Origin of the sequence: Telluria aromaticivorans (assembly GCF_013003915.1) — a bacterium.
GTDB lineage: Bacteria > Pseudomonadota > Gammaproteobacteria > Burkholderiales > Burkholderiaceae_D > Telluria > Telluria aromaticivorans.
The window spans coordinates 147,432-170,269 of sequence record NZ_JABAIV010000001.1; the positions used below are offsets into that span (position 1 = coordinate 147,432).

19 protein-coding genes are annotated in these 22,838 nt (G+C 64.9%); 10 read left to right on the forward strand and 9 right to left on the reverse strand.

Going from position 1 to position 22,838, the window contains the following annotated elements; translation table 11 throughout:
- Positions 1–1,023 (reverse strand): ubiquinol oxidase subunit II, encoded by a 1,023-nt coding sequence (gene cyoA, locus HGB41_RS00765; RefSeq protein WP_171080077.1) that lies wholly within the window; start codon positions 1,021–1,023, stop codon positions 1–3.
- Positions 1,024–1,209: 186 nt separating this feature from the next.
- Here cyoA and HGB41_RS00770 point away from each other — a divergent pair, with 186 nt between their 5' ends.
- Positions 1,210–2,553 carry an MFS transporter gene (locus tag HGB41_RS00770; RefSeq protein ID WP_171080079.1) on the forward strand — a complete coding sequence of 448 codons (1,344 nt, stop codon included), beginning with the start codon at positions 1,210–1,212 and terminating at the stop codon, positions 2,551–2,553.
- A gap of 561 nt (positions 2,554–3,114) precedes the next feature.
- A complete protein-coding gene (locus HGB41_RS00775; protein ID WP_171080081.1) occupies positions 3,115–4,365 on the forward strand; it encodes a lipopolysaccharide biosynthesis protein in 1,251 nt (416 codons plus the stop codon).
- A gap of 14 nt (positions 4,366–4,379) precedes the next feature.
- Here the strand turns inward: HGB41_RS00775 and HGB41_RS00780 are convergent, their stop codons facing one another.
- Positions 4,380–5,303: a ZIP family metal transporter gene (locus HGB41_RS00780; RefSeq protein ID WP_171080083.1), complete on the reverse strand. Its 924-nt coding sequence runs from the start codon at positions 5,301–5,303 to the stop codon at positions 4,380–4,382.
- Between the two features lie 64 nt (positions 5,304–5,367).
- Complete coding sequence (locus HGB41_RS00785; RefSeq protein ID WP_171080085.1) at positions 5,368–6,390, reverse strand: manganese catalase family protein; 1,023 nt, start codon at positions 6,388–6,390, stop codon at positions 5,368–5,370.
- 325 nt (positions 6,391–6,715) lie between these two features.
- On the opposite strand from HGB41_RS00785, the gene HGB41_RS00790 reads away from it, so the two are divergent.
- On the forward strand, positions 6,716–7,312 hold the full coding sequence (locus tag HGB41_RS00790; RefSeq protein WP_171080088.1) for a hemerythrin domain-containing protein: 597 nt from the start codon (positions 6,716–6,718) through the stop codon (positions 7,310–7,312).
- A gap of 336 nt (positions 7,313–7,648) precedes the next feature.
- On the opposite strand, the gene HGB41_RS00795 is transcribed toward HGB41_RS00790, so the two are convergent.
- The 5 genes from HGB41_RS00795 to HGB41_RS00815 form a co-directional block, all read right to left on the reverse strand.
- Positions 7,649–8,518, reverse strand: a complete 870-nt coding sequence (locus HGB41_RS00795) for a patatin-like phospholipase family protein (protein WP_229422644.1) — start codon at positions 8,516–8,518, stop codon at positions 7,649–7,651.
- Between the two features lie 239 nt (positions 8,519–8,757).
- Entirely contained in the window at positions 8,758–9,495 is a 738-nt protein-coding gene (locus HGB41_RS00800; RefSeq protein ID WP_171081838.1) for an LrgB family protein, read from the reverse strand.
- Positions 9,488–9,838: a CidA/LrgA family protein gene (locus HGB41_RS00805; RefSeq protein WP_171080090.1), complete on the reverse strand. Its 351-nt coding sequence runs from the start codon at positions 9,836–9,838 to the stop codon at positions 9,488–9,490. Before HGB41_RS00805 ends, HGB41_RS00800 begins: the two co-directional genes overlap by 8 nt.
- A 258-nt stretch (positions 9,839–10,096) precedes the next feature.
- Positions 10,097–11,185: a 4-hydroxyphenylpyruvate dioxygenase gene (gene hppD / locus HGB41_RS00810; protein WP_171080092.1), complete on the reverse strand. Its 1,089-nt coding sequence runs from the start codon at positions 11,183–11,185 to the stop codon at positions 10,097–10,099.
- 64 nt (positions 11,186–11,249) lie between these two features.
- Positions 11,250–12,155 carry a LysR family transcriptional regulator gene (locus HGB41_RS00815; protein WP_171080095.1) on the reverse strand — a complete coding sequence of 302 codons (906 nt, stop codon included), beginning with the start codon at positions 12,153–12,155 and terminating at the stop codon, positions 11,250–11,252.
- Positions 12,156–12,317: 162 nt separating this feature from the next.
- Here HGB41_RS00815 and hmgA point away from each other — a divergent pair, with 162 nt between their 5' ends.
- Complete coding sequence (gene hmgA, locus HGB41_RS00820) at positions 12,318–13,625, forward strand: homogentisate 1,2-dioxygenase (protein WP_171080097.1); 1,308 nt, start codon at positions 12,318–12,320, stop codon at positions 13,623–13,625.
- 23 nt (positions 13,626–13,648) lie between these two features.
- Here hmgA and HGB41_RS00825 read toward each other — a convergent pair whose 3' ends face one another.
- Positions 13,649–15,592: a metallophosphoesterase family protein gene (locus HGB41_RS00825; RefSeq protein WP_171081840.1), complete on the reverse strand. Its 1,944-nt coding sequence runs from the start codon at positions 15,590–15,592 to the stop codon at positions 13,649–13,651.
- 326 nt (positions 15,593–15,918) lie between these two features.
- On the opposite strand from HGB41_RS00825, the gene HGB41_RS00830 reads away from it, so the two are divergent.
- The 6 genes from HGB41_RS00830 to HGB41_RS00855 all read left to right on the forward strand — a co-directional run bounded on the left by HGB41_RS00830 (position 15,919) and on the right by HGB41_RS00855 (position 22,595).
- Positions 15,919–17,091 carry an FIST signal transduction protein gene (locus HGB41_RS00830; protein ID WP_171080100.1) on the forward strand — a complete coding sequence of 391 codons (1,173 nt, stop codon included), beginning with the start codon at positions 15,919–15,921 and terminating at the stop codon, positions 17,089–17,091.
- Between the two features lie 7 nt (positions 17,092–17,098).
- On the forward strand, positions 17,099–18,778 hold the full coding sequence (locus HGB41_RS00835) for a hybrid sensor histidine kinase/response regulator (RefSeq protein WP_171080102.1): 1,680 nt from the start codon (positions 17,099–17,101) through the stop codon (positions 18,776–18,778).
- A gap of 414 nt (positions 18,779–19,192) precedes the next feature.
- Positions 19,193–19,435 (forward strand): hypothetical protein, encoded by a 243-nt coding sequence (locus HGB41_RS00840; RefSeq protein WP_171080104.1) that lies wholly within the window; start codon positions 19,193–19,195, stop codon positions 19,433–19,435.
- 200 nt (positions 19,436–19,635) lie between these two features.
- Positions 19,636–20,958 carry a hemolysin family protein gene (locus tag HGB41_RS00845; RefSeq protein WP_267874151.1) on the forward strand — a complete coding sequence of 441 codons (1,323 nt, stop codon included), beginning with the start codon at positions 19,636–19,638 and terminating at the stop codon, positions 20,956–20,958.
- A gap of 56 nt (positions 20,959–21,014) precedes the next feature.
- Positions 21,015–21,821 (forward strand): redoxin family protein, encoded by an 807-nt coding sequence (locus HGB41_RS00850; protein WP_171080108.1) that lies wholly within the window; start codon positions 21,015–21,017, stop codon positions 21,819–21,821.
- A gap of 72 nt (positions 21,822–21,893) precedes the next feature.
- Complete coding sequence (locus HGB41_RS00855) at positions 21,894–22,595, forward strand: MBL fold metallo-hydrolase (protein WP_171080111.1); 702 nt, start codon at positions 21,894–21,896, stop codon at positions 22,593–22,595.
- Positions 22,596–22,838: the final 243 nt, after the last annotated feature.

The window sequence follows — 22,838 nt, forward strand, 5'->3', positions numbered from 1 at the left end:
TTACTTTTTCACAATAGTGTTAAGAGCGCTGCCGGGGACCGGCGTGACGCAGACTTCCGCTTCCGCCATCTGGGCGGCGCCCGACTTCGGCAGCTGCTTGATCGCGGCGGCGACCTGGGCGCGCTTGTGGTCCTCCAGCATCTGCTCGTTCATGCAGGGAGTGCCGTCGGCCACGCAACGGTTCAGGATGCGGTTGAACAGGGCCGGCTCGACCGAGCCGTAATGACGCACCGGTTCGCGCGAGGTCGGTTTTTCGAGCTCCAGGTAGTCGGCGCGGTTCAGCGCAACTGGATTGGCCTTCATCTTTGCCACCCAGGCGTCGAACTCGGCGGCGGTGACGCCCTTGTAGCCGAATTTCATGTGCGAGAAGCCTTCGCCGCTGAAGTTGGTCGACCGGCCTTCGTAGTCGCCGGTCTTGTTCAGCACGGCGTTCAGGGTGGTCTCCATGCTCGGCATCGCGTAGATCATGCCGGCCAGGGTCGGGATGTAGAAGGCGTTCATCACGGTCGAGGCGGTGATCTTGAAGCGGATCGGGGTGTCGATCGGCGTGACCAGCTCGTTGACCGAAGCGATGCCCTGCTCCGGATAGATGAACAGCCACTTCCAGTCCAGCGCCACCACCTGCACCTCGATCGGCTTGGTCGATGCGGCGATCGGGCGATTGGCGTCGATGCGGTCGAGCGGACGGTAGGGATCGAGCTTGTGGGTCGAGACCCAGGTGATCAGGCCCAGCACGATGATGATCAGGAGCGGTGCGCCCCAGATCACCAGCTCGAGCTTGGTCGAGTGATCCCAGTCCGGCTCGTATTTGGCGTTGGCGCTCTTGCGGTAGCGCCAGGCAAACAGGACGATCAGAATCATCACCGGGACGACGATGATCAACATCAGCAGGACCGAGACCGTGATCAGGTCGGCTTGCTGTCTTGCAATATCGCCGTTGGGATTCATCACTACCGTGTTGCAGCCGGCCAGCGCTGAAAGCAGGAGTAAAGGGAGTCCGCGGCGGACAATTTTAGGAATCATGCTAGGTATCTAACGTTACATGGGAATAAGAACATGCTACTGTACTGCCAACGGCCTACGGGAACCATTGGACACTTTGTCCCACCCATGCCGTATTGCAATAAATGCATTGCGGTGAATCTGGGCGCTGCGGGCCGGGCAGAGAGCAACAAGAACGAGAATCAGATTCAGGAATCAGGAGAGAATATGCAAAGCACGACCCAGTACGGCGGCGCAGGCGCCGCTCCCATCAGCCACCCCACCAGCGGGGCCCGCAACATCAATGCCCGGGACGGTGAAATCCACCCGGCCGATATCGCCGTCGGCGTGGTCATTGGCCGGGCTTCGGAATATTTCGAATTCTTCGTCTACGCGATCGCGTCGGTGCTGGTTTTTCCAGCGGTGTTTTTCCCGTGGGCCGACCGGCTCGAAGCGACACTATACTCATTTACCGTTTTTGCGTTCGCATTCATCGCGCGCCCGATCGGCACCATCCTGTTCATGGAGATCCAGAAGCGCTACAGCCGCGAGATCAAGCTGACCATCGCCCTGTTCCTGATGGGCACCTGCACTGTTGTTATTTCGTTCATCCCGACCTATGGCCAGATCGGCGCGGCCTCGATCGTGGTGCTCTCGCTGATGCGCATCGGCCAGGGCGTGGCCCAGGGCGGTTCGTGGGACGGCCTGCCGTCGCTGCTGGCCCTCTCCGCCCCCGAAAACAAGCGCGGCTGGTACGCCATGCTGGGCCAGCTCGCCGCCCCGATCGGCTTCCTGATCGCAGCCGGCCTGTTCGCCTTCCTGCTGACCAACCTGTCGCAGGACGATTTCCTGGTCTGGGGCTGGCGCTATCCGTTCTTCTGCGCCTTCATGATCAACGTGGTGGCATTGTTCGCCAGATTGCGCCTGGTCTCCACCAGCGAATACTCGCGCCTGCTGGACTCGCACGAACTCGACCCGGCGCCGGTCGGCGAACTGGTCAAGTCGCAGGGTAGCAACATCGCCATCGGCGCCCTCGCCGCACTGGCCAGCTACGCGCTGTTCCACCTGGTGACCGTGTTCCCGCTGTCCTGGATCCAGCTGTACGACACCCGCCCGATGAACGAATTCCTGCACGTGCAGATGTGGGGCGCGGTGCTGGCCGCACTGGCGATCCTGGCTTCAGGCTATATCGCCGACAAGGTCGGCCGCCGCACCACGCTGGGCACCACGGCGGCGCTGATCGCACTGTTCTCGGCCTTTGTGCCGAGCCTGATGGATGGCGGCGAAACCGGCCAGAACATCTTTATCCTGGTCGGCTTCACCCTGCTCGGCCTGTCCTATGGCCAGGCTGCCGGCGCGGTGACCTCGAACTTCAAGCAGCAATACCGCTACACCGGCGCGGCCCTGACCTCCGACCTGGCCTGGCTGGTCGGCGCGGCCTTTGCCCCGCTGGTCGCCCTCGGCCTGTCGGCACACTATGGCCTGGGCTATGTCAGCCTCTACCTGCTGTCGGGTGCGGTCGGTTCGCTGGCGGCACTGAGCCTGAACCGCAAGCTCGAGATCAAGGACTAAACAAAAGAAAATTGCGGCGCGGCCCCGGGCCGCAGCCGTATGACGCCGGCAGTGCGCAAGCGCTGCCGGCGTTTCTTTTTGTGCAAGGATTTACCCTGCCCCCTTGGCTTTTCAGAGCGCGAATTCGTGCATTTTTTTCACCGGTTCAGGAGCAGGATTTACACGAATTTACACCGCCTCTTGGACGCGGACAAAGGACGCACGGCAGCATCCGATAGCATGTGTTGAAAGGCTGGCGATGCCGGGCAAGTACGGCTTGCTGTTCAGCGGCGCTGTCCTTTTATGCTTCCTTGATGAAACACGTTTGCGTTGCCATAAAAAGTCCTGTTCGTTAACGCCTTATCACAGGTATTCCCGCCAATTTGCACGGAGGCGACGCTGCCACATCCTGCCAGTTACCAGCACTTGCGGCCAGACTCGCCTGAACGCGGCAATGCCTTTGCGGCGACTGCCGGCGCTGCGTCCACGCGCCCGCCCTTGGCAGCGGCCGACGCTACGCAAGCGATACCCGCGACCTGCGCTGGCGCCTGTTGCCGGTAAGGATATGCAGACGGTGCCCTCATGAGCAAGCCACGGTCGGGCTTCTGGAAAAACGTCGTCACGGTGCTGGCCGGGTCGACCGGCGCCCAGGCGGTGCCCCTGCTGGTCGCCCCGCTGCTCACCCGCATGTGCACGCCGGCCGAAATGGGCGCCTTCAGCGTATGGCTCGGCGTGATTGCGGTGGCGTCGATCATCGCCACCCTGCGCCTGGAAGCCGCCATGGTGCTCGACCACGGCAAGGAGCAGCAACGCCTGTGCTTCGGCGTCGTGGCGTACTCGGCAACCCTGCTGGCCCTGATGATGACGGTGTTCACGGTGGCCGCGCGCGCCCTCGGGCTGCCGGCGGTGTGCGGCATGTCCTGGTTCGAACTGCTCACTATCGGCCTGGGCACCTGGCTCACCGCCAGCATGCAGGCGACGCTCGCCTACGCCGCTTCGCACAACCTGTTCGGCAGGGCCGCGAAGGCCAAGGTGTTGCAGGCCGGAACTATCGCACTGGCCCAGGTCGTGCTGCTGTTTACCGGCTTGAACAGCACTGCGCTGATGGCGGGCCAGCTGATCGGGCTCGGCAGTGGGCTGCTGGCGGCGCGGCTGCTGCTGGCGCCACCCCGCCCACGGATCATGCTCAGCCTCGATGAAGAGCAGCGCGCCTACCTCGTCAAGCACCAGGCCTTCTGGCGCTTTTCCCTGCCGTCCAGCCTGCTTAACACCCTGGTAGGGCAATTACCGCTGTTTATGATCGGGTTCCACCATGGCGTGCTGGAGGCCGGCCTGTTCGCGCTGGCCCAGCGCGTGATCAGCGCGCCGACCGCCCTGATCGCGGTCTCGGTGCTGGATGTCTTCAAGCGCGAGGCGGTGCACGAGTTCGAGGCGGTGGGCAACTGCCGCGACATCTACCGCGCCACCTTCAAGGCCTTGCTGGCGCTGGCGCTGGGGCCGGCGCTGGTGCTGCTGCTGTTCGCCCCGCCCTTGTTCGAGTGGATATTCGGCGCCGGCTGGCGCCCGGCGGGCGAACTGGCCCGGCTGCTCGCGCCGCTGTGCTTCCTGAATTTCATTGCCAGCCCGCTGAGCTATGTGTTCTTCATCGCGGGCAAACAGAAGGTGGAGCTGGTGTGGCAGGTCGTGCTGTTCGTCATGACCCTGGGGGTCTTCCTCGCGCCGCTATCGCTGCACGACAGCCTGTATGCGTACACGATCGGCCGCTCGCTGCTGTACCTGGTCTACCTGTTCATGTCGCACCAGTGCTCGCTGCCCAGGCGAGCCGCCGCCTGAACCGTCAGGCCGCCCTAGGCCAGGGCCGTGTCGAGCACCGTCATCAGGATGAAGCCGAACACGAGGGCGATACTGGCCCAGGTGCCGTTGCCGCTCAGGCGCGATTCTGGCACCACGTCGTTGACGATCACAAACAGCATGGCGCCACCTGCGGCAGCCAGGGCAAATGGCAGCATGCCGGCGGCAATGCCGATCAGGGCGACACCGAAGGCCGCCGCGACCGGCTCGATCAGCCCGGAGGCCACGCCCATCCCCACCGCCGTCAGGCGGCCGTAGCCGACCGTGCGCAGGGCCAGCGCCACCACCAGGCCCTCGGGCACGTCCTGGATCGAGATGCCGGTGGTCAGCGCATGGGCCTTTTCGAGGTCGATACCGGCATGGGCGACGCCGATGGCCAGGCCTTCCGGCAGGTTGTGCAGCGCAACCGCCCATACGAACAACCAGGCGCGGCGCAGCGAGATGCCGGCTTCGCCCCCTTCGAGGATGCCTTCGGTATGGATGGCGCGCCCGAGCAGAAGGATGGCGCCGGCGCCGGCCATGATGCCGGCCCCCGCCATCAGGCTGGCCTCCCAGTTGCCGGCGCCGGCCGACTTGGCCGCGGCCAGCGCCGGGATAATCAGTGAAAACGCGGTCGCGCCGAGCATGACGCCGGCGCCGAAACCGAGGAAGCAGTCGTAGGTTCGCTTCGAGAAATTTTGTGCCAGCAAGACCGGCAAGGTGCCGAGCGCGGTGGCCGCGGCGGCAATCGCGCCCCCGACCAGTGCACGGTGCATCTTGGGATTGGCGTTCATGATTTGCTCGGCGAGGCTGCCGAGCAGGACTGCGCAGCCAATGCCGCAGACGAGGAAGCCGACGACATGACGCAAGGACAGCGCGCGCAGGAAAGCGCGGGCCGAAAACAGCTTGTTGCTTGATACCTGTTCTGTACGAAAATTCATGCAATGCCCGGGTAAAAGGCCACGCGCCGCCGCCACCAGCTTCCAGGCGTCGCGCGGCGCTGCCTTACTTCTTCATTGCCTTGGTCGACTTGGCCGTGCCCTTGTCCGACGGCTTGCTCAGGCCAGCGTCATCGAGCGGGCCGCCTCTCGACGCCGTGCTCGGTTCGCCCTGCGCATTTCCGGTCGTCCCGGCCATCGTACCACCACCTGCGGACTGCATGCTCATACCCAGTTCGGCGCCGGTGCGCGGCGACGACATCGGGTCGGACATGGTGCGCATCGCCATTTGCTTGAGGATGTCGATGTCTTCGCCCGGCAGCGCCACTTCGGCCTCGCCCGAGCCTCCGTCCACCGCCTGCTGCTTCTCGCGGTCGGTGACGAAGTCCCAGTCGGCGCCCTGGTTCCAGGGGCCGCGCATCTCGCCCGGGCCCTGCGACATGTTGTAGTACACGCAGGCGTAGCGCGGGTCGGCCGGAATTTTGCCCGGTGGGAAGTTCGGCTCGATCGCGTACAGCGCCTTCTCGAACGACTTCTGGTGCGCGACTTCGCGGGTCATCAGGAAGCCGAGCGCTTCCTTCACGCCCGGGTCGTCGGTGAGGGCAATCAGGCGCTCGTAGACGATCTTGGCGCGCGATTCGGCGGCAATATTGGAACGCAGGTCGGCAGTCGGCTCGGTGATCGAGTCAATATAGGCAGCGGTCCATGGCACCCCGGCCGAATTGACCAGCGGCGTACCCGCGCCATACAGCACCTGGGTGATATGACTGTCGTTGCCGGCGCCGGTGATCGACTTGTACATCTCGGCTTCGCTGTCGACCGCTTCCGACAGGCGGCCCTTGGCGCCTTTGTTCAGCATCGCGACGATGTGGCCGATGATCTCGAGGTGGCTCAGCTCCTCGGTCGCGATATCGAACAGCATGTCCTTGCGGCCCGGATCGTCTTCCGAAACGGCCTGGGTGAAGTAGCGCATCGCCGCTGCCAGCTCGCCCTGCGGGCCGCCGAACTGTTCCAGCATCAGGTTCGCAAGCCCTGGATTCGGCCCACTGACGCGCACCGTATATTGCAGCCGTTTATTGTGTGCAAACATAGACTCATTCCTCCATGGATTGAACACCGGACCCACGCGCATGGCGTGACGCCCATCTGGTAGCTGCCGACGCGGTCGGCAGCGGTATGAGTTCATCTTGGCAGGCAAGTGCAGTCGAGGTAATCAGGTGCTGGCGCGTGCGGCTGTAGGAATAGAGTGACATCTTGTTAATAGGCGTAAAGTTAATTTTAGTCATGGCATGTGTACGTGGATAAGCACGTGCGCCCATGCGCTCCCCACCGACACGGGTACGGCACGCGCGCCTACAGTAAAGCCGGGCCAGCGCGAACTAAGATGTTGGTTGACTGACCACAGGAGACCAACAATGTTTTCTCTTAACAAGCTTAGCCCGACGATCACCAACATGATCCGCTTCGACCACTCGCACGTGATGGTCACTTTCCACCAGTACGAGCGCGACAAGCGCCCGAGCGTCAAGAAGGCCCTGGCCGACACCATCTGCGATGCCCTCGAGATCCACGCCGCACTCGAAGAAGAAATCTTCTATCCGGTGATGCGCCAGCGCGATGCCGGCGAGCCTTTCATGCACAAGGCCGAGCCGGAACACGATGAAATGCGCCGGCTTATTTCCGAACTTCGCCGCACCAGCGGTTCCGACCCGCGCCACGACAAGCTGGTCATGGAACTGATGCGCGATGTGATGCACCACGTGGCGGATGAAGAAACCACCCTGCTGCCGCACGCCGAAGCCATGCTGAGCAAGGATGCGCTGTCCGAACTGGGCGCCCAGATGACCCGTCGCCGCCTCGAACTGGTGGGGCCGAAAGCCGGCAAGCTGGCCAAGAGCCATGCCGTCGGCTTCTCCGGCAGCGGCACCGCGCTGCTGGTCGGGCTGGCCAGCGCCGTCTTCGCCGCCAAGGCCTTCGCACCGAAGAAACCCTGGAAGTCGAACCCGGCCTGAAGCGCCAGGTGGGCCGCCCCTGGCTGAACCCGGCGTGATGCGCCGGGACAGCCGCTCATGGCCGAACCCGGCCCGATGCGCTGGAGCCGCCGCTCATGGCCGAACCCGGCCCGATGCTCTGGAGCCGCCGCTCATGGCCGAACCCGGCCCGATGCTCTGGAGCCGCCGCCCATCGTAGGGTGGGCGGCTCCACCCGAACCCGCAGCACGCCGCGCCGGGTGCGCCGCCCACGCGTTCAGCCAGCTTGCGCGCAGCGGCGACGCTTGCCGTCTGCCGACACCACCTACGGAAACAAGCGACAGGGCAGCCATCCGCTGCTCCGCAACCGTCCTGCATTCACGGCTTGAATACCAGCCCCGGATCCAGCGTCGTCCGCACCCCCACATCCTCGAAATGCGCCTCCAGCCACTGCCCGGCCGCCACTACCCCGCGATCGTGCAGCATCTGCAGGAACCCCATCTCCGAATTGAATTTGCTGGAAATACTGAACTCGCGCAGCGCGTCGAGCGCGCTGATCATGTGCAGCCGCACCGGCGCGAAGCTCATCGATGCCCCCTCCTCCTCATCCGACCCTCCCTGCGTATGCAGCAGCGAATTCACCTCCCGGATAAAACTGATGTTGAAGGCGATTTCGTTTGCGGGATTGCGGATGTCGGCCATGCTGCGCGGTGTCTCCGTGCGCGCGATCGGGTTGATCTGCACCACCAGCAGGTCGGCGGCGCCGCCCTCCTGCACCAGCGGCGCCAGCGGCGGATTCGCCGTATAGCTGCCGTCCCAGTACAGCTCTCCTTCGACCTCGACCGAGGCGAACACGGTCGGCAGGCAGGCGGAGGCGATCACGCGCTGCACGTCGAGCTCCTCACGCCTGAACATCTTGCCCGCACCGCTGTGCAGGTTGGTCGCGCCGATGAAAATTCCCAGCTCTGCGCAGTCGCGCACGCGCTCGAAGTCGATCATCGCGGTCAGGAAATGCCGTAGCGGATTGGTCGTCAGGGGCTGTTCGCGCACCGGCCCGGCCATCGCGCCTGCCATTTCCATCAGCTGGTAAAACGGCGAGTGGCTCATGGTGAAGCCGCCCGCCATGTGGTCGAGCGGCGTGCGCTGCAGCGGACTGAACAAGGCGGTCTGGCCAAGCGCGCGCCAGAAACGATCGAGCGCGCGGCGCGCACCCTCGCGGCCGCCTCCACGCGCAAAGCCATCGGCCACCACGGCAGCATTGATGGCGCCGGCGCTGACGCCCGCTCGTCCTGCAGCAGGCGGTCGAGTACGCCCCAGGTAAAGGCGCCGTAGCTGCCCCCGCCCTGCAGGCCGAGGCTGATTTTTTTCGTGGGTGTTGCCGAGACGTGACTCCTGAAGCGATAGCGGCCGGAATGGCCGCGTTGATGCGTCGAGTCAAGCAATCCAAGGGAAATGACGGCGCGACGCTGCCCCCAGGCACGGCCAGATCAGGCGAGCCAGCCCATCACCAGCGGCACCAGCCAGGGCGCGAGCAGCGCCGTCATGGCGCCGTTCAGGCCCATGGCCAGCCCGGCAAAGGCGCCCATCTCCGCACTGACCTGGAAGGCGCGCGCCGTGCCGACGCCATGCGCGGCCAGCCCGAGCGCGAACCCGCGCGCGGCGTGCGAGCCGACGCCGAGCAGGTCGAACACATAGCGCGCAACGATGGCGCCGAAGATGCCGGTGCCGGCTACCAGCGCCGCCGTCAGCGCCGGGATGCCGCCCAGGCGTTCCGAGACCGCCATCGCAATCGGCGACGTGGCCGACTTGGGCCCGAGCGTGGCCGCCAGTTCCGGCGTGGCGCCCAGCACAACTGCGATCGTCACCGCCGACACGATCGCCGTCACGCAGCCGGCCAGCAGCGCGCAGGCCAGCGGCAGGAACGAGCGCCGCAGGCGAGGCAACTGGCGCACCAGCGGCACCGCCAGCGCCACAGTCGCGGGGCCCAGCAGGAAGTGGACGAACTGGGCGCCGGCAAAATAGCGCCCGTAGGACATGCCGGATACCCAGAGCACCAGTGCGATCAGGCCGATCGCAATCGCCACCGGGTTGGCCAGCGGCGAACCGCCGCACCAGGCGAAGACGCGCTGCGCCGCCAGATAGGCGCACAGGGTCATGGTCAGGCCCAGCAGCGGCGAGGCAGAAAGGTAGACCCAGAATTGGCTGAAGCCGGCGAGATCAGGCATCATGCTCCCTGGTTCCATCGAGGCCGCGCAGCAGCAGGCCGGTGACGGCCAGGGCCAGTACGGTGCTGCCGGCGAGCGAGGCCAGGATGGCGAACCAGTGGCCGCTGCCACTGGCGGCGCTGGCCACGATGCCGACGCCGGCCGGGATGAACAGCAGTGACAGATGCGACAGAAGGGTATTGGCGCCCTGCTCGACCGCGGTCAGCAACGGCGGGTAGGCGACCAGCGCCGCCATCAGCAGCAGCATGCCGGCGACCGGGCCGGGGAGCGGGATGCCGAGCATGAAGACGATGCCTTCGCCGAGGCATTGGAACAGCAGGAGGATGGTGAATGCGGGCAGCATGGGCGCTCCTTGGAAAGAGGCTCAGGATAGCAAATGGCGGAAGGTGCTGGTGTGACGGGGCCGGCGTGCGCCGGTGATGCGGTCGCGGGATGCGACAGAGTTGGGGGAAGCAATGCCAGCGGCATTGCTTCCGCCTGCGCCGGGATGACGTTGATTTATTTTTGAGCTGGGTTACAGCACGATTCTTGTGACGCACTCCAAACCGTCGCCCCGGCGCAGGCCGGCGCCCAATTTGACCTTGCTCGCACCGCCCGAAACTTACGCCTCCGCCGCCGCCCCCGCAATCGCCCCACGGCGCACCTGGTCGCGCTCGATCGACTCGAACAGCGCCTTGAAATTGCCTTCGCCGAAACCGTCGTCGCCCTTGCGCTGGATGAATTCGAAGAACACCGGCCCGAGCTGGGTGGTCGAGAAAATCTGCAGCAGCAGGCGTGGCTTGCCATCCGTGACGCTGCCATCGAGCAGCAGGCCGCGCGATTTCAGTTCGTCGGCGTTCTCGCCGTGGCCGGGAATGCGGCCTTCCAGCATCTCGTAATAGGTTTCCGGCGGGGCAGCCATCAGCGGCACGCCGGCCGCGCGCAGCGAGTCGACGGTCTTCATCAGGTCATCGCTCAGCAGCGCGATATGCTGGATGCCTTCGCCGTTGAACTGCATCAGGAATTCCTCGATCTGGCCGCCGCCCGCCTTGCCTTCTTCGTTCAGCGGGATGCGGATCATGCCGTCCGGCGCCGTCATCGCCTTCGAGGTCAGGCCGGTGTACTCGCCCTTGATGTCGAAGTAGCGGATCTCGCGGAAATTGAACAGCTTCTCGTAGAAATTCGCCCAGAAGGTCATGCGGCCCCGGTAGACATTGTGGGTCAGGTGGTCGATGATCGACAGACCATGGCCCGCCGGGTGGCGGTCGACGCCCTCGATGAATTCGAAGTCGATGTCATAGATCGACTTGCCTTCTTCGAAGCGGTCGATCAGGTAGAGCGGCGCGCCGCCGATGCCCTTGATGGCCGGCAGGCGCAGTTCCATCGGGCCGGTCGGGATCTCGACCGCCTGGGCGCCGAGTTCGAGCGCGCGCGCATAGGCCTTGTGCGCATCCTTCACGCGGAAAGCCATGCCGCAGGCCGACGGGCCGTGTTCGGCGGCGAAATAGGCGGCGTAGCTTTTCGGCTCGTTGTTGATGATGAAGTTGATGCCGCCCTGGCGATACAAGGCAACGGCTTTCGAGCGGTGATTCGCCACCTTGGTGAAACCGAGCTGCGCGAATACCGCTTCGAGCACGCCCGGCGTCGGCGACGCGAACTCGACGAACTCGAAGCCCATCAGGCCCATGGGATTCTCAAACAGGTCTGCCATTTTCTCTTCCTTGTATGTCGTTGGTCAGGCCGGCCGCGTCTCCCGCAGCCGGATCATGCAATCTTCATTCCGCAAATACCTCGGCCAGCAAGCCGCGCAGCCACTGGTTGCCCGGATCCTGGTTGTAGCGCCGGTGCCAGAACACGTTGGTCTGCAGCGGCGGCAGTTCCACCGGCGGCGTGATCCACTCCAGACCAAAGGGCGCCTGGGCCCGCTCGGCCAGCTTCTGCGGCACCGTCACCACCAGGTCGCTGCTGCCCACGATATACGGCACCGAGGTGAAATGCGGCACCCGGAAGCGCACCGATGGTCCCACGCCGGCGCGCTCGAGCAGCGCGTTGATGCGGTCATACGGGCCTTCGGTCGACGCCACCAGCACGTGCCCGGCCTGCACGAAGCGGTCAAGCGTGATCACTCCCTTGCCCAGCGGATGGCCCTTGCGGAACATCGTCACATAGGGCTGGCGGAACAACTGCCGCTGGTAGAGCGCTTCCGATATATCCTCGAACGGGCCGATCGCCAGGTCGACCCGCCCGCCTTCCATGTCTTCCTTCAGCGCCACCGCACCGGCGCGCACCGAGCTGATTTCCACCAGCGGCGAAAGCAGGCGGCAGCGTTCGATCAGCGGCGGCATGAAATATATCTCGCCCACGTCGGTCATCGCCAGCACGAAGCGCCTGCTGCTGGTGGCCGGATCGAAGCGGCTGCGCTGGTTCAGCGCCAGGGCCACCTGGGCCATTGCCACGCCGATCGGCTCGGCCATCTGCGTCGCCAGCGGCGTGGGCTGCATGCCGGTGGCGGTGCGCACGAACAGCTCGTCCCCGAAAGCGCGCCGCAACCGCGCCAGCGCATTGCTCACCGCCGACTGGCTCAACCCAAGCCGCCTGGCCGCCGCGGAGATCTGGCGCTCCCGGTAGACTTCCTGGAAGACCGACAGCAGGTTCAGGTCGATGGTGTGCGGTTCGATCATGGCTTTACCGTCCGTTGCGCATTGTGGGCGCGGGCATCGCGCAGGAATAGCAGTATTTAGCTGGTGAATAGTCTACATTTCGATATTCATCTCGTAAAGTACTGCGGATTCTTCTACAGTAGCCAGCGATACGTCACACCACTATCCCCAGGAGATACCAGCATGAGCCAGCCTACCGGCTTCCAGTCGGCTTATTTGAGTGGATTCGGCAACGAGTTCGCCACCGAGGCCTTGCCCGGCGCCCTGCCGCGGCACCGCAACTCGCCGCAGCGCGTGGCCTATGGGTTGTACGCCGAACAGATGTCCGGTACCGCTTTTACGGCGCCGCGCAGCCACAACCGCCGCTCCTGGCTGTACCGGATTCGCCCCGCCGCCGTCCACGGCGCCTTCCAGGCCATGGATGCGGGCCGCATTGTCTCCCGCTTCGACTCCCCGGCCCCGCCCGACCAGCTGCGCTGGAGCCCCCTGCCGATGCCGGATGCCCCGCTTGACTTCATCGACGGCTGGGTCACCATGGCCGGCAACGGTTCGCCCGAATCGATGAGCGGCTGCGCGATCCACCTGTACGCCGCCAACCGGTCGATGGAAGGCCGCTATTTCTACAGCGCCGACGGCGAACTGCTGGTGGTGCCCCAGCTCGGGCGCCTGGAGATCCATACCGAGCTTGGCCTCTTGGCAGTCGAGCCGCAGGAAATCGCGGTGATCCCGCGCGGGATGCGTTTCAGGGTGGCGCTGCCGGACGGCGAAGCGCGCGGCTATATCTGCGAGAACTTCGGCGCCCTGCTCCAGCTGCCGGACCTGGGCCCGCTCGGCTCGAACGGCCTGGCCAACCCGCGCGACTTCCTCACTCCCGTGGCCCGTTACGAAGACCTCGAAGGCGACTTCGAGCTGGTGGCCAAGTTCTGCGGCGGCCTGTGGAAGGCCGCTATCGACCATTCGCCGCTCGACGTGGTGGCCTGGCACGGCAACTACGCGCCGTATAAATACGACCTGCGCCATTTCAACACCATCGGCACGATCAGCTACGACCATCCGGACCCGTCGATCTTCCTGGTGCTGCATGCGCCGAGCGACACCCCGGGCGTGTCCACGCTTGATTTCGTGATCTTCCCGCCGCGCTGGCTGGCCGGCGAAGACACCTTCCGCCCGCCCTGGTTCCACCGCAACGTCGCCAGCGAGTTCATGGGCCTGGTCCACGGCGCCTACGACGCCAAGGCCGATGGCTTCAATCCCGGCGGCGCCAGTCTGCACAACTGCATGAGCGGGCACGGGCCCGATGCAGCCACCTTCGACAAGGCGAGCAGCAGCGACACCTCCCGGCCGCACAAGGTAGCGGACACCATGGCTTTCATGTTCGAGACCCGCCACGTGATCGTGCCGACGCCCTACGCGCTGGCATCCCCGCAGCGCCAGGCCGACTACCAGCAGTGCTGGGCCGGTATCCGCAAGAATTTCCGGCTGGAGCCTTAGCGCGCCAACGGAGGCTTCTGCGATCAGTGCTTCGCCACCGGCTGCTCGGCGACCGCCGCAGGGGATGCGCCCTGCTCCGGGGCCAGGAACCGGGTCGACGGCCGGCCGTCGGCGTTGTGCTGCACGATGCGGGTTGGCCGCCCTTGCGCGTCGAGCCACACCTGGCCGATGCCGGCGCCGTTCCAGACCCGCTCCCCATTCCGACGCGCGTCGGGCAGGTGCGGCGTGAAGACGAGGTCGCGGCGCTGGGTGAACCAGTTCAGCGGCGAGCGCGGGGAATACAGCCAGCGATTGAGGCGATCGAGCCAGTCGAGCAGGCGGCGCGGGAATTCGTTCTTGATGCCGCTGCTGGTGATCTGCCAGATATGCGGCCCGCGCTCCGAGTCGCGCACCTCGACATCGTAAGCAAACGAGTAGTGCACATCCCCCGACAGCACCACGTAATTGCCCGGGGTGCGTGAATGGCGGAAGATATTGAGCATGCTGCTGGCCGCGCCGCGATGCGCCATCCAGTTCTCGGCGTCGACGGTCAAGGCGAGGCCGGCGAAGGTGGCGACCCGTTGCACCACCTCGATCAGCTTGACCCCGAACATTGGCGTCGGCGAGACGATGACGGCGGCGGTTTCGTCCAGCAGCTCGTGCTGCAGCTCGGTCAGCGACTCCCAATCCATCAGGCCCGAGGGATGGCCGGGCCGGCGCCGGTTGCGCCAGCGGCGGGTGCGGGTATCGAGGACGATGATCGTGGGTTTGGTCCGGACGACGAAATGCCACTGGCGGAAAGACAGCAGGCGCTCGACCAGCGCGTCCTGCAAAGGCGCATCCAGGCCATCATCGGCAGAGGCCGTGGCAGCCAGCGCCGCCATCTCGTCCAGCGCGGAACCGAATGCATCGGGGCGGTTGCCCCAGCCCTGGCACAGCATGTAGGCGATCAGCGCATTACCCACGATGCGGCGCGAGAACGGGTGCTCGTAGACTGTGGTTTCCCACTTGGCCGACAGGTTCCAGTCGTCGGTGATGTCATGGTCGTCGAAGATCATCAGGGTCTGCACGTGCGCCAGCAGTCGCGCGCACCTGGGAAGATCGCGATGAAAGCCCGCCAGCGCCTCTGACTCGCCCCGCCAGCGTTTTGCATGCCTCGGCTCCAGAGGGGGCGCCGGCGCATCCGCCACCAGCTGCCATGGCACGGGCGACCAGACCAGCAGGTACATGGCCATCACCTCGGCCAGGGTGACCAGGTGGTTGTGGGCATTGGCCGTGGTGAAGATCGGCTTTTCGCTGCCGCCAAAAAAACGATCGCGCAGCGCATCGTTGGACCTGAACGCAGGCAGTAGCTCTTCGCGCCGGTAGTAACCGGCCGGATGGCGGAACAAAGCCTCGCTGTCTGCGACCACCGCGCCTTCGAGCGTTTCGCCATACAGCCCCAAGCGCCGGACCAGCGCGTGGATCGCCGCCAGCATCGGACCCGCCACATCGTCGGCATACACCTGGTCACCGCACAGCATGAGCATGGCGGGCCGCTCGTCGGCCCGTTCGACGAGATCCGCCACCAAGGCGTCGGCGCGCGCCAGGCCGTCAGGCGCGGGATGATGCGGCTTGCGGCAGGAACCATACAGGATATTGTCGCTGCGGCTGCGCAGCACCAGGTTCGGCCGCGCCGCCCCGTGATGCAGCAGGTGCGGCGCCCAGTGCGCGATGCCGGATTCAAGGCCATCGCCCTGCATGACGAGCAGGTCGTACTCGATGATTGTGTCCTGCGGCAGCGGCTCCGGCAGCGCGACATCGATCAGGTGCACGCAGGCGTGGCGGCCGACGCGTATCACGCGACAGCGGCCTGCGTGCAGGGGCAAGCGCCGCGGCGCGCCTGCCCTCGGCGCCAGCACCAGGGTCAGGTCGAGCGGCGCGCTGCCGACCAGCCACAGCACCAGGCGGCCCGGCTCGAGACGGCGCAGGATGGGACCGGCAAGCACGGGCGGCAGGCCATCAAGGGCAGGAGGCTGGATCAATCTGGTGCGCTGTGCTGGTTGGATGAACCGACCAGTGTAGCAGACGCGCCGGAGGGCTCGAGCACGCAAGCGGCGCATTCGCGGGCCATTTGCCTGGAATAAAGCGGCGGATTGAGCGTTGCAGCTCTACGGTCGAGCGGTGGAACTCCTTAACAATTTTAATGGCGCATGACACATATTTGCTAAAATTTCTATAATGCAGTATTTTACACAAGGGACGACGTAGGCTTTCTTATCGCTATCCTCTCCGCAAGATACTGTCCGTCGCTCATCTTCTTCATAGGTTTTACATGGCAAACACGATAGTGGCAGTCAGTCACACATCCCTCTGCGTGCCTGACGCCGCAGGCCGGGCGCTCGCCGACTCGATACTTCCGAAATTAGATGGTGGCCGTCCCGATGTGCTGATCGTGTTCGCCTCGCCCGAATTTGATTTCCAGCCACTGTTGGTCGCACTTGACACCGCATGCCAGCCGCGCCTGCTGGTTGGCTGCTCTTCAGCGGGGGAATTCTCTGGCTGCGCCACAGGAAACGCTTCGGTGTCCGTCATGGCAATCCGGTCAGACGATATCCTGTTCCGGGCTCGGCTGGGCACTGGCATTTGCAGCAATTCCAGCGGTGCAATCGACCAGGTCATGCCTGTCTTTACCGGCAGTGAGCATCCGGACTTCCCTTACCGTAACGCGCTGGTGTTGACCGATGCGCTCGCGGGCTATGTGGACGAGATCATCCATGAAATGATGGTCCGCACCAGCGGCACCTACCAGTTGTTTGGGGGTGGGGCTGCAGACGATGCCAAGTTTCATAAAACCCATGTATTCATCGGCGACGAGGCGCATACGGATGCGATCGTCGTGCTGGAAATGCTGTCGAAAAAGCCCATCGGCCTTGGCGTGCGCCATGGCTGGCAACCAAGCGGACCCGCCCTACGCGTCACCGAAGCCCAGGGCAACCGCTTGGTCAGCCTGAATGCCGCGCCTGCGGTGGAAGTGTTCGAAGAGCACGCGCAAGCAACCGGCCAGAGCTTCGATCGCGCCGACCCGCTCCCGTTCTTCCTTCACAACGTGATCGGCATCGAAACCGGCGATGGGTATAAGCTTCGTGTACCGCTTTCCCTCAACGAGGACGGCTCGATTTCATGTGCCGCCGAGGTACCGGTCGGGGCCACGGTCCATATCATGGTAACCGACGAGGCTTGCGCGTTCGACGCGGCGCGCCTGGCGTCGCAGGCGGCGCTCGACGGCCTGGAGGGTGGCCAACACGCTGGCTCCCTGCTGTTTGACTGCGCCGCGACGCGGCTTCGCCTGGGACGCAAGTTCGGGGACGAACTGGAAGCAGTGGCGGCGACGCTCGGTTCCGAGAATTTCGCAGGATGCAATACGTACGGCCAGATTGCGCGGAGCACCGGGCAATTTAGCGGGTTCCACAATTGTACTGCCGTCGTCTGCGCAATCCCGCTCTGAGTGCACGATGATTCCGTTTGAGCTGGTGTCCATCTTCATTGACCTGCAGGGGCCGGACGAGAGGCTTGCCGCAACCGACAGGCTTGCGCGTTACGCCGGCGTTGCGCAGGTCCTGGTATTCAGCAAGGACGCCGAGCTCGGGATATTCTTGCCGGCGCTGGGGCTGCCCCAGACACTCCGCTGCGGCCGGCGCTGGCAGGCCTTCCTGCAGCATTGTGCAGATGCCGGTAACGCCCACTCGTCCCTGCCTTCGGCCGGGAACGAGTCGGATCTGCCTGCCTGGGGCCATTGTGATTCCACAGGTACTGCGATCGTCGTCTTCCTCGGGACACAACCTGAAGCGCCGGTGCGCGCTGCCATCGCCGCCCTGTTGCCTCTCCTGAGCGCCAAGCTGGCCGGTGAACGGTCCGAGCTGGCCGCCGCCGGCCTCGCCGCAGCCGCGCGCGACAGCAACCGGCGCGCCAGCCAACTCAATAATGCCCTGGATGCGAGCCGCCGCGAGCTGCAGGCAGCCTACCAGCTCGTCGAAAACGAACTGGTGTCGCGGCGCGAGGCCGAGGCGAGGCTGCGCGACACGGACCGCCGCAAGGATGAATTCCTGGCGATGCTGGCGCACGAACTGCGCAACCCGTTGGCGCCAATCGGGATGGCAGCCCAGATCCTGCGGGTGGGGACGGTAACGCCTGCGCGCCTGAAGCAGACCTGCGAGATTATCGACCGCCAGATAGGCCACATGACCAGTTTGCTGGACGACCTGCTTGACGTCTCACGCGTTACGGGCGGACTGGTGGCATTGGCGCAGGAACGGCATGAGATGGGCGGGATCGTGCGCGATGCGGTGGAACAGGCGCGACCGCTGGTTGACATGCGCCGCCAGCGCTTGTCGCTCACGCTGTCCGCGCAAGCTGCGCAGGTGGTCGGTGATGGGACCCGGCTTGTCCAGATCCTCACCAACCTGCTTAACAACGCGAGCAAGTACACCCCGCAGGGCGGCGTCATCGAGCTGGAACTGACGCAGGACGCGACAATGGTGCACATTGTCGTGCGCGACAACGGAATCGGCATCGACGCCGCCCTGTTGCCCCATGTTTTCGACCTGTTCGTCCAGGGCGAGCGCTCGCCGGACCGGGCCCAGGGCGGCCTCGGGCTCGGGCTGGCCCTTGTCAGGGCCTTGGTCGAGCGGCACGGGGGCAGCGTCAGTGCGGCCAGTAGAGGGCCTGGCTCCGGCAGCGAGTTCACCCTCAGGCTGCCGCTGGCGCAAGGCGCCGAACCAGTGCCGGCAGCGCGCGAGCCGGGCGGCGCGGCCTGCGAACGCGGAATGGACATACTGATCGTCGACGACAATGCCGATGCGGCCGACATGCTGTCGATGTTCCTCAGCACGGTTGGTCACCAGCTTCGTGTGGCCTACGAAGGAAGCAGTGCGCTGGCGCTGGCGGCGCAGGCTCCGCCGGATATCCTGTTGCTTGATATTGGCTTGCCCGACATCGACGGCTACGAGGTGGCCCGGCAAGTACGCGCGCTGCCGCAGGCTGCCCACGCGACGCTGATCGCGCTGACCGGCTACGGCCAGCCGGCAGACCGCGAACGCTCGATCGCTGCTGGCTTCAACCATCACCTTACCAAACCTGTGGACGCCGCCGCGCTGCTGCGCCTGCTTGCGACCGTGTCGAAACAAACCGCCTGATCAGTCGCGTCCAGGGCAGGCCTGAGGATTCATGCGCTAACGCTGTCCAAAGAACCAGCCGATCGGGATCGAACTTGCGTTCCGATTGCAAGCTGCGTAAACGCTCGACGACATCGGGCGTTATCGACAGTTTGTAATCATTTGGTTTCAGCGATTCGTCCACTAGCGCCGGCTGCAACGCACCCGCGGTTTGCAATATACGTGGCCCTTTGTTCCCGGCCTATCGCGGCAACCAGATTGGCAAAATCTTCATCTTGTATGGTTTACAACTGGGACATTTTGTCTCGATGTATGGAGATCGCTTTTAAGTAGAATGGCTCGGCACGTGCACCAACACCATTCTTGCATGGCAGTCGCTGGCGTTTTCTCCTCTCTCATCTGCATTCAGAAAATCACCTGGAAGTACTCAACATCATGGATTGGTTCCCAATAGTCGCCGGTACGTTCAAGGCTCTCGCTTTAGGCACGGGTATGTTCTTCGCTATCAAGTGGCATTACGATCAAGGGAAGAAGTCGCAGGATAAGGAGGAAGAGTCGCGCGCGGTGCTGCGCGCGGCCGGCAAGGTGGCCGCAGTCTTCGTGCTATCGCTTCTGGGCTTGGGTCTCGTCACCTTCGTCATTATCAGCAGACTTAGCCTGGACCTGAGCTTGCCATGATGGCAAAGAATTGATCCGCTTCACAGCTGTTTCCCTGGCATGTGTAATTGCCGCTGGATGCCAGAAAATTAGCCTTTTGTCATGATCGTGCGGCGCACTTTGCTTCCCACAGGCTATGATATGCCGTGCGCCATGCCGGCGTGCCCGGACACGGCCCGGTTTGCCCGCGAAAGGCCTGTGCGCCAGTGTTGACCGACATATTGATCATCTCCGTCCTGATCCTCATGAACGGGGTGTTCGCCATGAGCGAGTTGGCGCTGGTGTCGGCCAAGCGCATGCGCCTGGAACGGCGCGCCGAAGAAGGCAGCCTCGGGGCACGCGCCGCGCTCCGGCTGGCCGACGATCCCAGCCACTTCCTGTCGACGGTGCAGGTCGGGATCACCCTGATCGGCATTTTCAACGGTGCGTTCGGCGAGGCCTCCCTGGTCAGCCACCTCGCGCCCCACCTCGACGGCCTGCCCGGCATCGGCCCGTATGCGCGCGAAGTCGCACTCGCCATCGTCGTCCTGGTCATCACGGTCGCCTCGATCATCTTCGGCGAACTCGTGCCCAAGCGGATCGCGATGGCCTACCCGGAAGTGGTGGCCACCCTGATCGCCCAGCCGCTGCGCATGCTGTCGGTGATGATGTCTCCCTTCGTCAAGTTGCTGTCCCTGAGCACCAATGCGATCGTGCGCCTGATCGGCATCCACGAGGCCAAGGAAGAAGCGCCGACCGAAGAAGACATCGCCGGCATCATCAAGGAAGGCGCCAACACCGGCGTGTTCGAGAAGACCGAATACGACATCGTTTCGCGCGCCCTGCGCCTGGACGACCAGCACCTGAAATCCCTGATGACGCCGCGCGTCGACCTGGTGATCCTCGACCTCGCCGACGAGCGCACCGCCAACCTCGAGACCATCGTGTCGCAGCCCTACAGCCGCTTCCCGGTCTGCCGCGGCGACCGTTCCCACATCCTGGGCTATGTGCTGGCGCGCGACCTGCTGGCGCAGGCGGTGCGGGTCGGTTCGATCGATGCGATCGACATCGACGGCGCGGTGCAGGAGCTGCTCTACGTGCCCGAGACGGTGGGCGCCATGGTGCTGCTCGAGATGTTCAAGAAGAACCGCGCCGAGCTGGCCCTGATCGTCGACGAATACGGCGACATCCAGGGCATGGTCACGCTCAGCGACATCATGAGCGCGCTGGTGGGCGACGTCGCGGTGGGCGGAGAAGAACACAATGCCGATGCGGTGCAGCGCCAGGACGGCAGCTGGCTGCTCGATGGCGGCGTCTCGCTCGACCGCTTCCGCGACCTGCTCGAGACCAATGCCGCGTTCCCCGGCGAAGACAGCGGCGCCTACCACACGCTGGCCGGTTTCCTGCTCTACCAGCTCGGCTACATCCCGAAGGCCGCCGACCTGGTCGACTGGGCGGGCTTCCGCTTCGAAGTGATGGACATGGACGGCAACCGGATCGACCGCATCATGGTGTCGCGCCAGGAGCCGCCATCCGGCTCGGACGCGGAGCCCGAACTGGATTAATCTTCCGATAAGATATTTGCGGTATGCTCCCGCCAACTCAACAGCGGGAGCATGTGGTGGACGTCGTCAAACTCGGACCGGTGGTACTTCCCGTCGCCACCCTGCTGGTGCTGGCATCGATCCTGCTCGCCAATGCCGTCACCGACTGGTACCGTCGGCGCCGCGGCCTCGACGCCGGCCCCCTGCTGTGGAAGATAATCATCGCCGGCTTCCTGGCTGCGCGCGCGGTGTTCGTGCTGCGCCACCACGACATCTTCCTGGCCAATCCGCTGGCCGTGCTGGATATCCGCGACGGCGGCTTCGACCGTTCGGTCGGCATCATCGTCGCCTGCGCGATCGCCGCCGAACTGACGCGCCGCCACGCCCACCTGCGCCGCCCGCTGCTGGCCGCGACCATGGCCGGCGCCGCGCTCTGGTTCGGCGGCACCATGCTCAACGCGGCCTTCGCCCCGCCGCAGGCGCCGCTCCCCGACCTGATGGTGCGCCGCCTCGACGGCAGCGAGCTTGCGCTGCGCAGCTTCCAGGGCAAGCCGCTGGTGGTCAACCTGTGGGCCACCTGGTGCCCGCCCTGCCGGCGCGAGATGCCGGCGCTGCGCGCCGCGCAGCGGGCCAATCCGGATGTGGCCTTTGTCTTCGTCAACCAGGGCGAGTCGGCGGCGGCGGTGGCGCAGTTCATGGCGGCGCAAGGCCTGGCAATGGCGAACGTGGTGACCGACCCGGCCGCACAGCTGGCGGCGCGCACCAACTCGCCGGGCTACCCGACCACGCTGTTCTACGATGCGCGCGGGGTGCTGCAGTCGCGCCATGCGGGCGAACTGTCCGAGGCGAGCCTGAGGGAGAAGCTGGACGCCATGGGGCGCTGAAGATTACGGTGCCCTGCTGCTTCCCACCGGCCCCGGCCTGTGGTAAAACATCGCGCGCACCCAGGAGCCCCCATGCAAGCCACCCCGATCCAGCTGTTCGATGCCGAGTCCTGCACCTACACCTACATCCTGTCCTCACCCGACGACCGCGATGCGGTGATCATCGACCCGGTCGACCGCCACTGGCAGCGCGACCTGGCCCATATCGAGCGCCTCGGGCTGAAGCTCACCCACATACTCGAAACCCACGCCCACGCCGACCACGTCACCTCGGCCGGCAAGCTGCGGGCGCTGACTGGCGCCAAGGCCTGCGTGCCGAGCGGCTGCGGGATTGCGCCCGCCGAAATCCAGCTCGATGACGGTGACCTGGTCCGCTTTGGGGGGCGCGAGCACATCGCGGTGATCCACACGCCGGGCCACACGGCGGGAAGCATGTGCTATCTCTGGCGCGGCAACCTGTTCACCGGCGACACCCTGCTGGTGGACGGCTGCGGGCGCACCGACTTCCAGGGCGGCAGCGCCGGTGCGCTCTACGACAGCGTCACCGGCAAACTGTTCGCGCTGGACGACGCCACCCGGGTCTGGCCAGGCCACGACTACAAGGGCCAGTCGGTGTCCTCGATCGGCTGGGAGAAGCGCCACAACGCGCGCCTGGCAGGGTGTTCGCGCCTTGAGTTCATCGCCCTGATGGCGGCGCTGGACCTGCCGCGCCCCAGGCTGATGGACGTGGCGCTGCCGGCCAACCGCACACTGGGCCTCGGCCACGGCGTGTAACCGCCAGTTAAAAAAAGTGGGCAGGCTCGCCTGAACCGGGTTATGCTTTGCCGTTCCCTGCGCCAACGCCGGGGCGATGCCGGACAGCGCCCCTGGTACACCGGGCACGACTCCCTACCTGCAAGCCCCCGTCACACGCCTGCACGCCCACGCCCCCGCACTGCGCACGAAAGCTACATAAAACAACAGCACCCGCATGCCGTATGACAAGGAACGCGTCCTTACGGTATAATATTTCCTTTA

Excerpts from the sequence above, each read along its gene's own strand:
- cyoA (WP_171080077.1), bottom strand. The coding sequence starts at position 1,023 with ATGATTCCTAAAATTGTCCGCCGCGGACTCCCTTTACTCCTGCTTTCA.
- HGB41_RS00770 (WP_171080079.1), top strand. The coding sequence starts at position 1,210 with ATGCAAAGCACGACCCAGTACGGCGGCGCAGGCGCCGCTCCCATCAGC.
- HGB41_RS00775 (WP_171080081.1), top strand. The coding sequence starts at position 3,115 with ATGAGCAAGCCACGGTCGGGCTTCTGGAAAAACGTCGTCACGGTGCTG.
- HGB41_RS00780 (WP_171080083.1), bottom strand. The coding sequence starts at position 5,303 with ATGAATTTTCGTACAGAACAGGTATCAAGCAACAAGCTGTTTTCGGCC.
- HGB41_RS00785 (WP_171080085.1), bottom strand. The coding sequence starts at position 6,390 with ATGTTTGCACACAATAAACGGCTGCAATATACGGTGCGCGTCAGTGGG.
- HGB41_RS00790 (WP_171080088.1), top strand. The coding sequence starts at position 6,716 with ATGTTTTCTCTTAACAAGCTTAGCCCGACGATCACCAACATGATCCGC.
- HGB41_RS00800 (WP_171081838.1), bottom strand. The coding sequence starts at position 9,495 with ATGCCTGATCTCGCCGGCTTCAGCCAATTCTGGGTCTACCTTTCTGCC.
- HGB41_RS00805 (WP_171080090.1), bottom strand. The coding sequence starts at position 9,838 with ATGCTGCCCGCATTCACCATCCTCCTGCTGTTCCAATGCCTCGGCGAA.
- hppD (WP_171080092.1), bottom strand. The coding sequence starts at position 11,185 with ATGGCAGACCTGTTTGAGAATCCCATGGGCCTGATGGGCTTCGAGTTC.
- HGB41_RS00815 (WP_171080095.1), bottom strand. The coding sequence starts at position 12,155 with ATGATCGAACCGCACACCATCGACCTGAACCTGCTGTCGGTCTTCCAG.
- hmgA (WP_171080097.1), top strand. The coding sequence starts at position 12,318 with ATGAGCCAGCCTACCGGCTTCCAGTCGGCTTATTTGAGTGGATTCGGC.
- HGB41_RS00830 (WP_171080100.1), top strand. The coding sequence starts at position 15,919 with ATGGCAAACACGATAGTGGCAGTCAGTCACACATCCCTCTGCGTGCCT.
- HGB41_RS00835 (WP_171080102.1), top strand. The coding sequence starts at position 17,099 with ATGATTCCGTTTGAGCTGGTGTCCATCTTCATTGACCTGCAGGGGCCG.
- HGB41_RS00840 (WP_171080104.1), top strand. The coding sequence starts at position 19,193 with ATGGATTGGTTCCCAATAGTCGCCGGTACGTTCAAGGCTCTCGCTTTA.
- HGB41_RS00855 (WP_171080111.1), top strand. The coding sequence starts at position 21,894 with ATGCAAGCCACCCCGATCCAGCTGTTCGATGCCGAGTCCTGCACCTAC.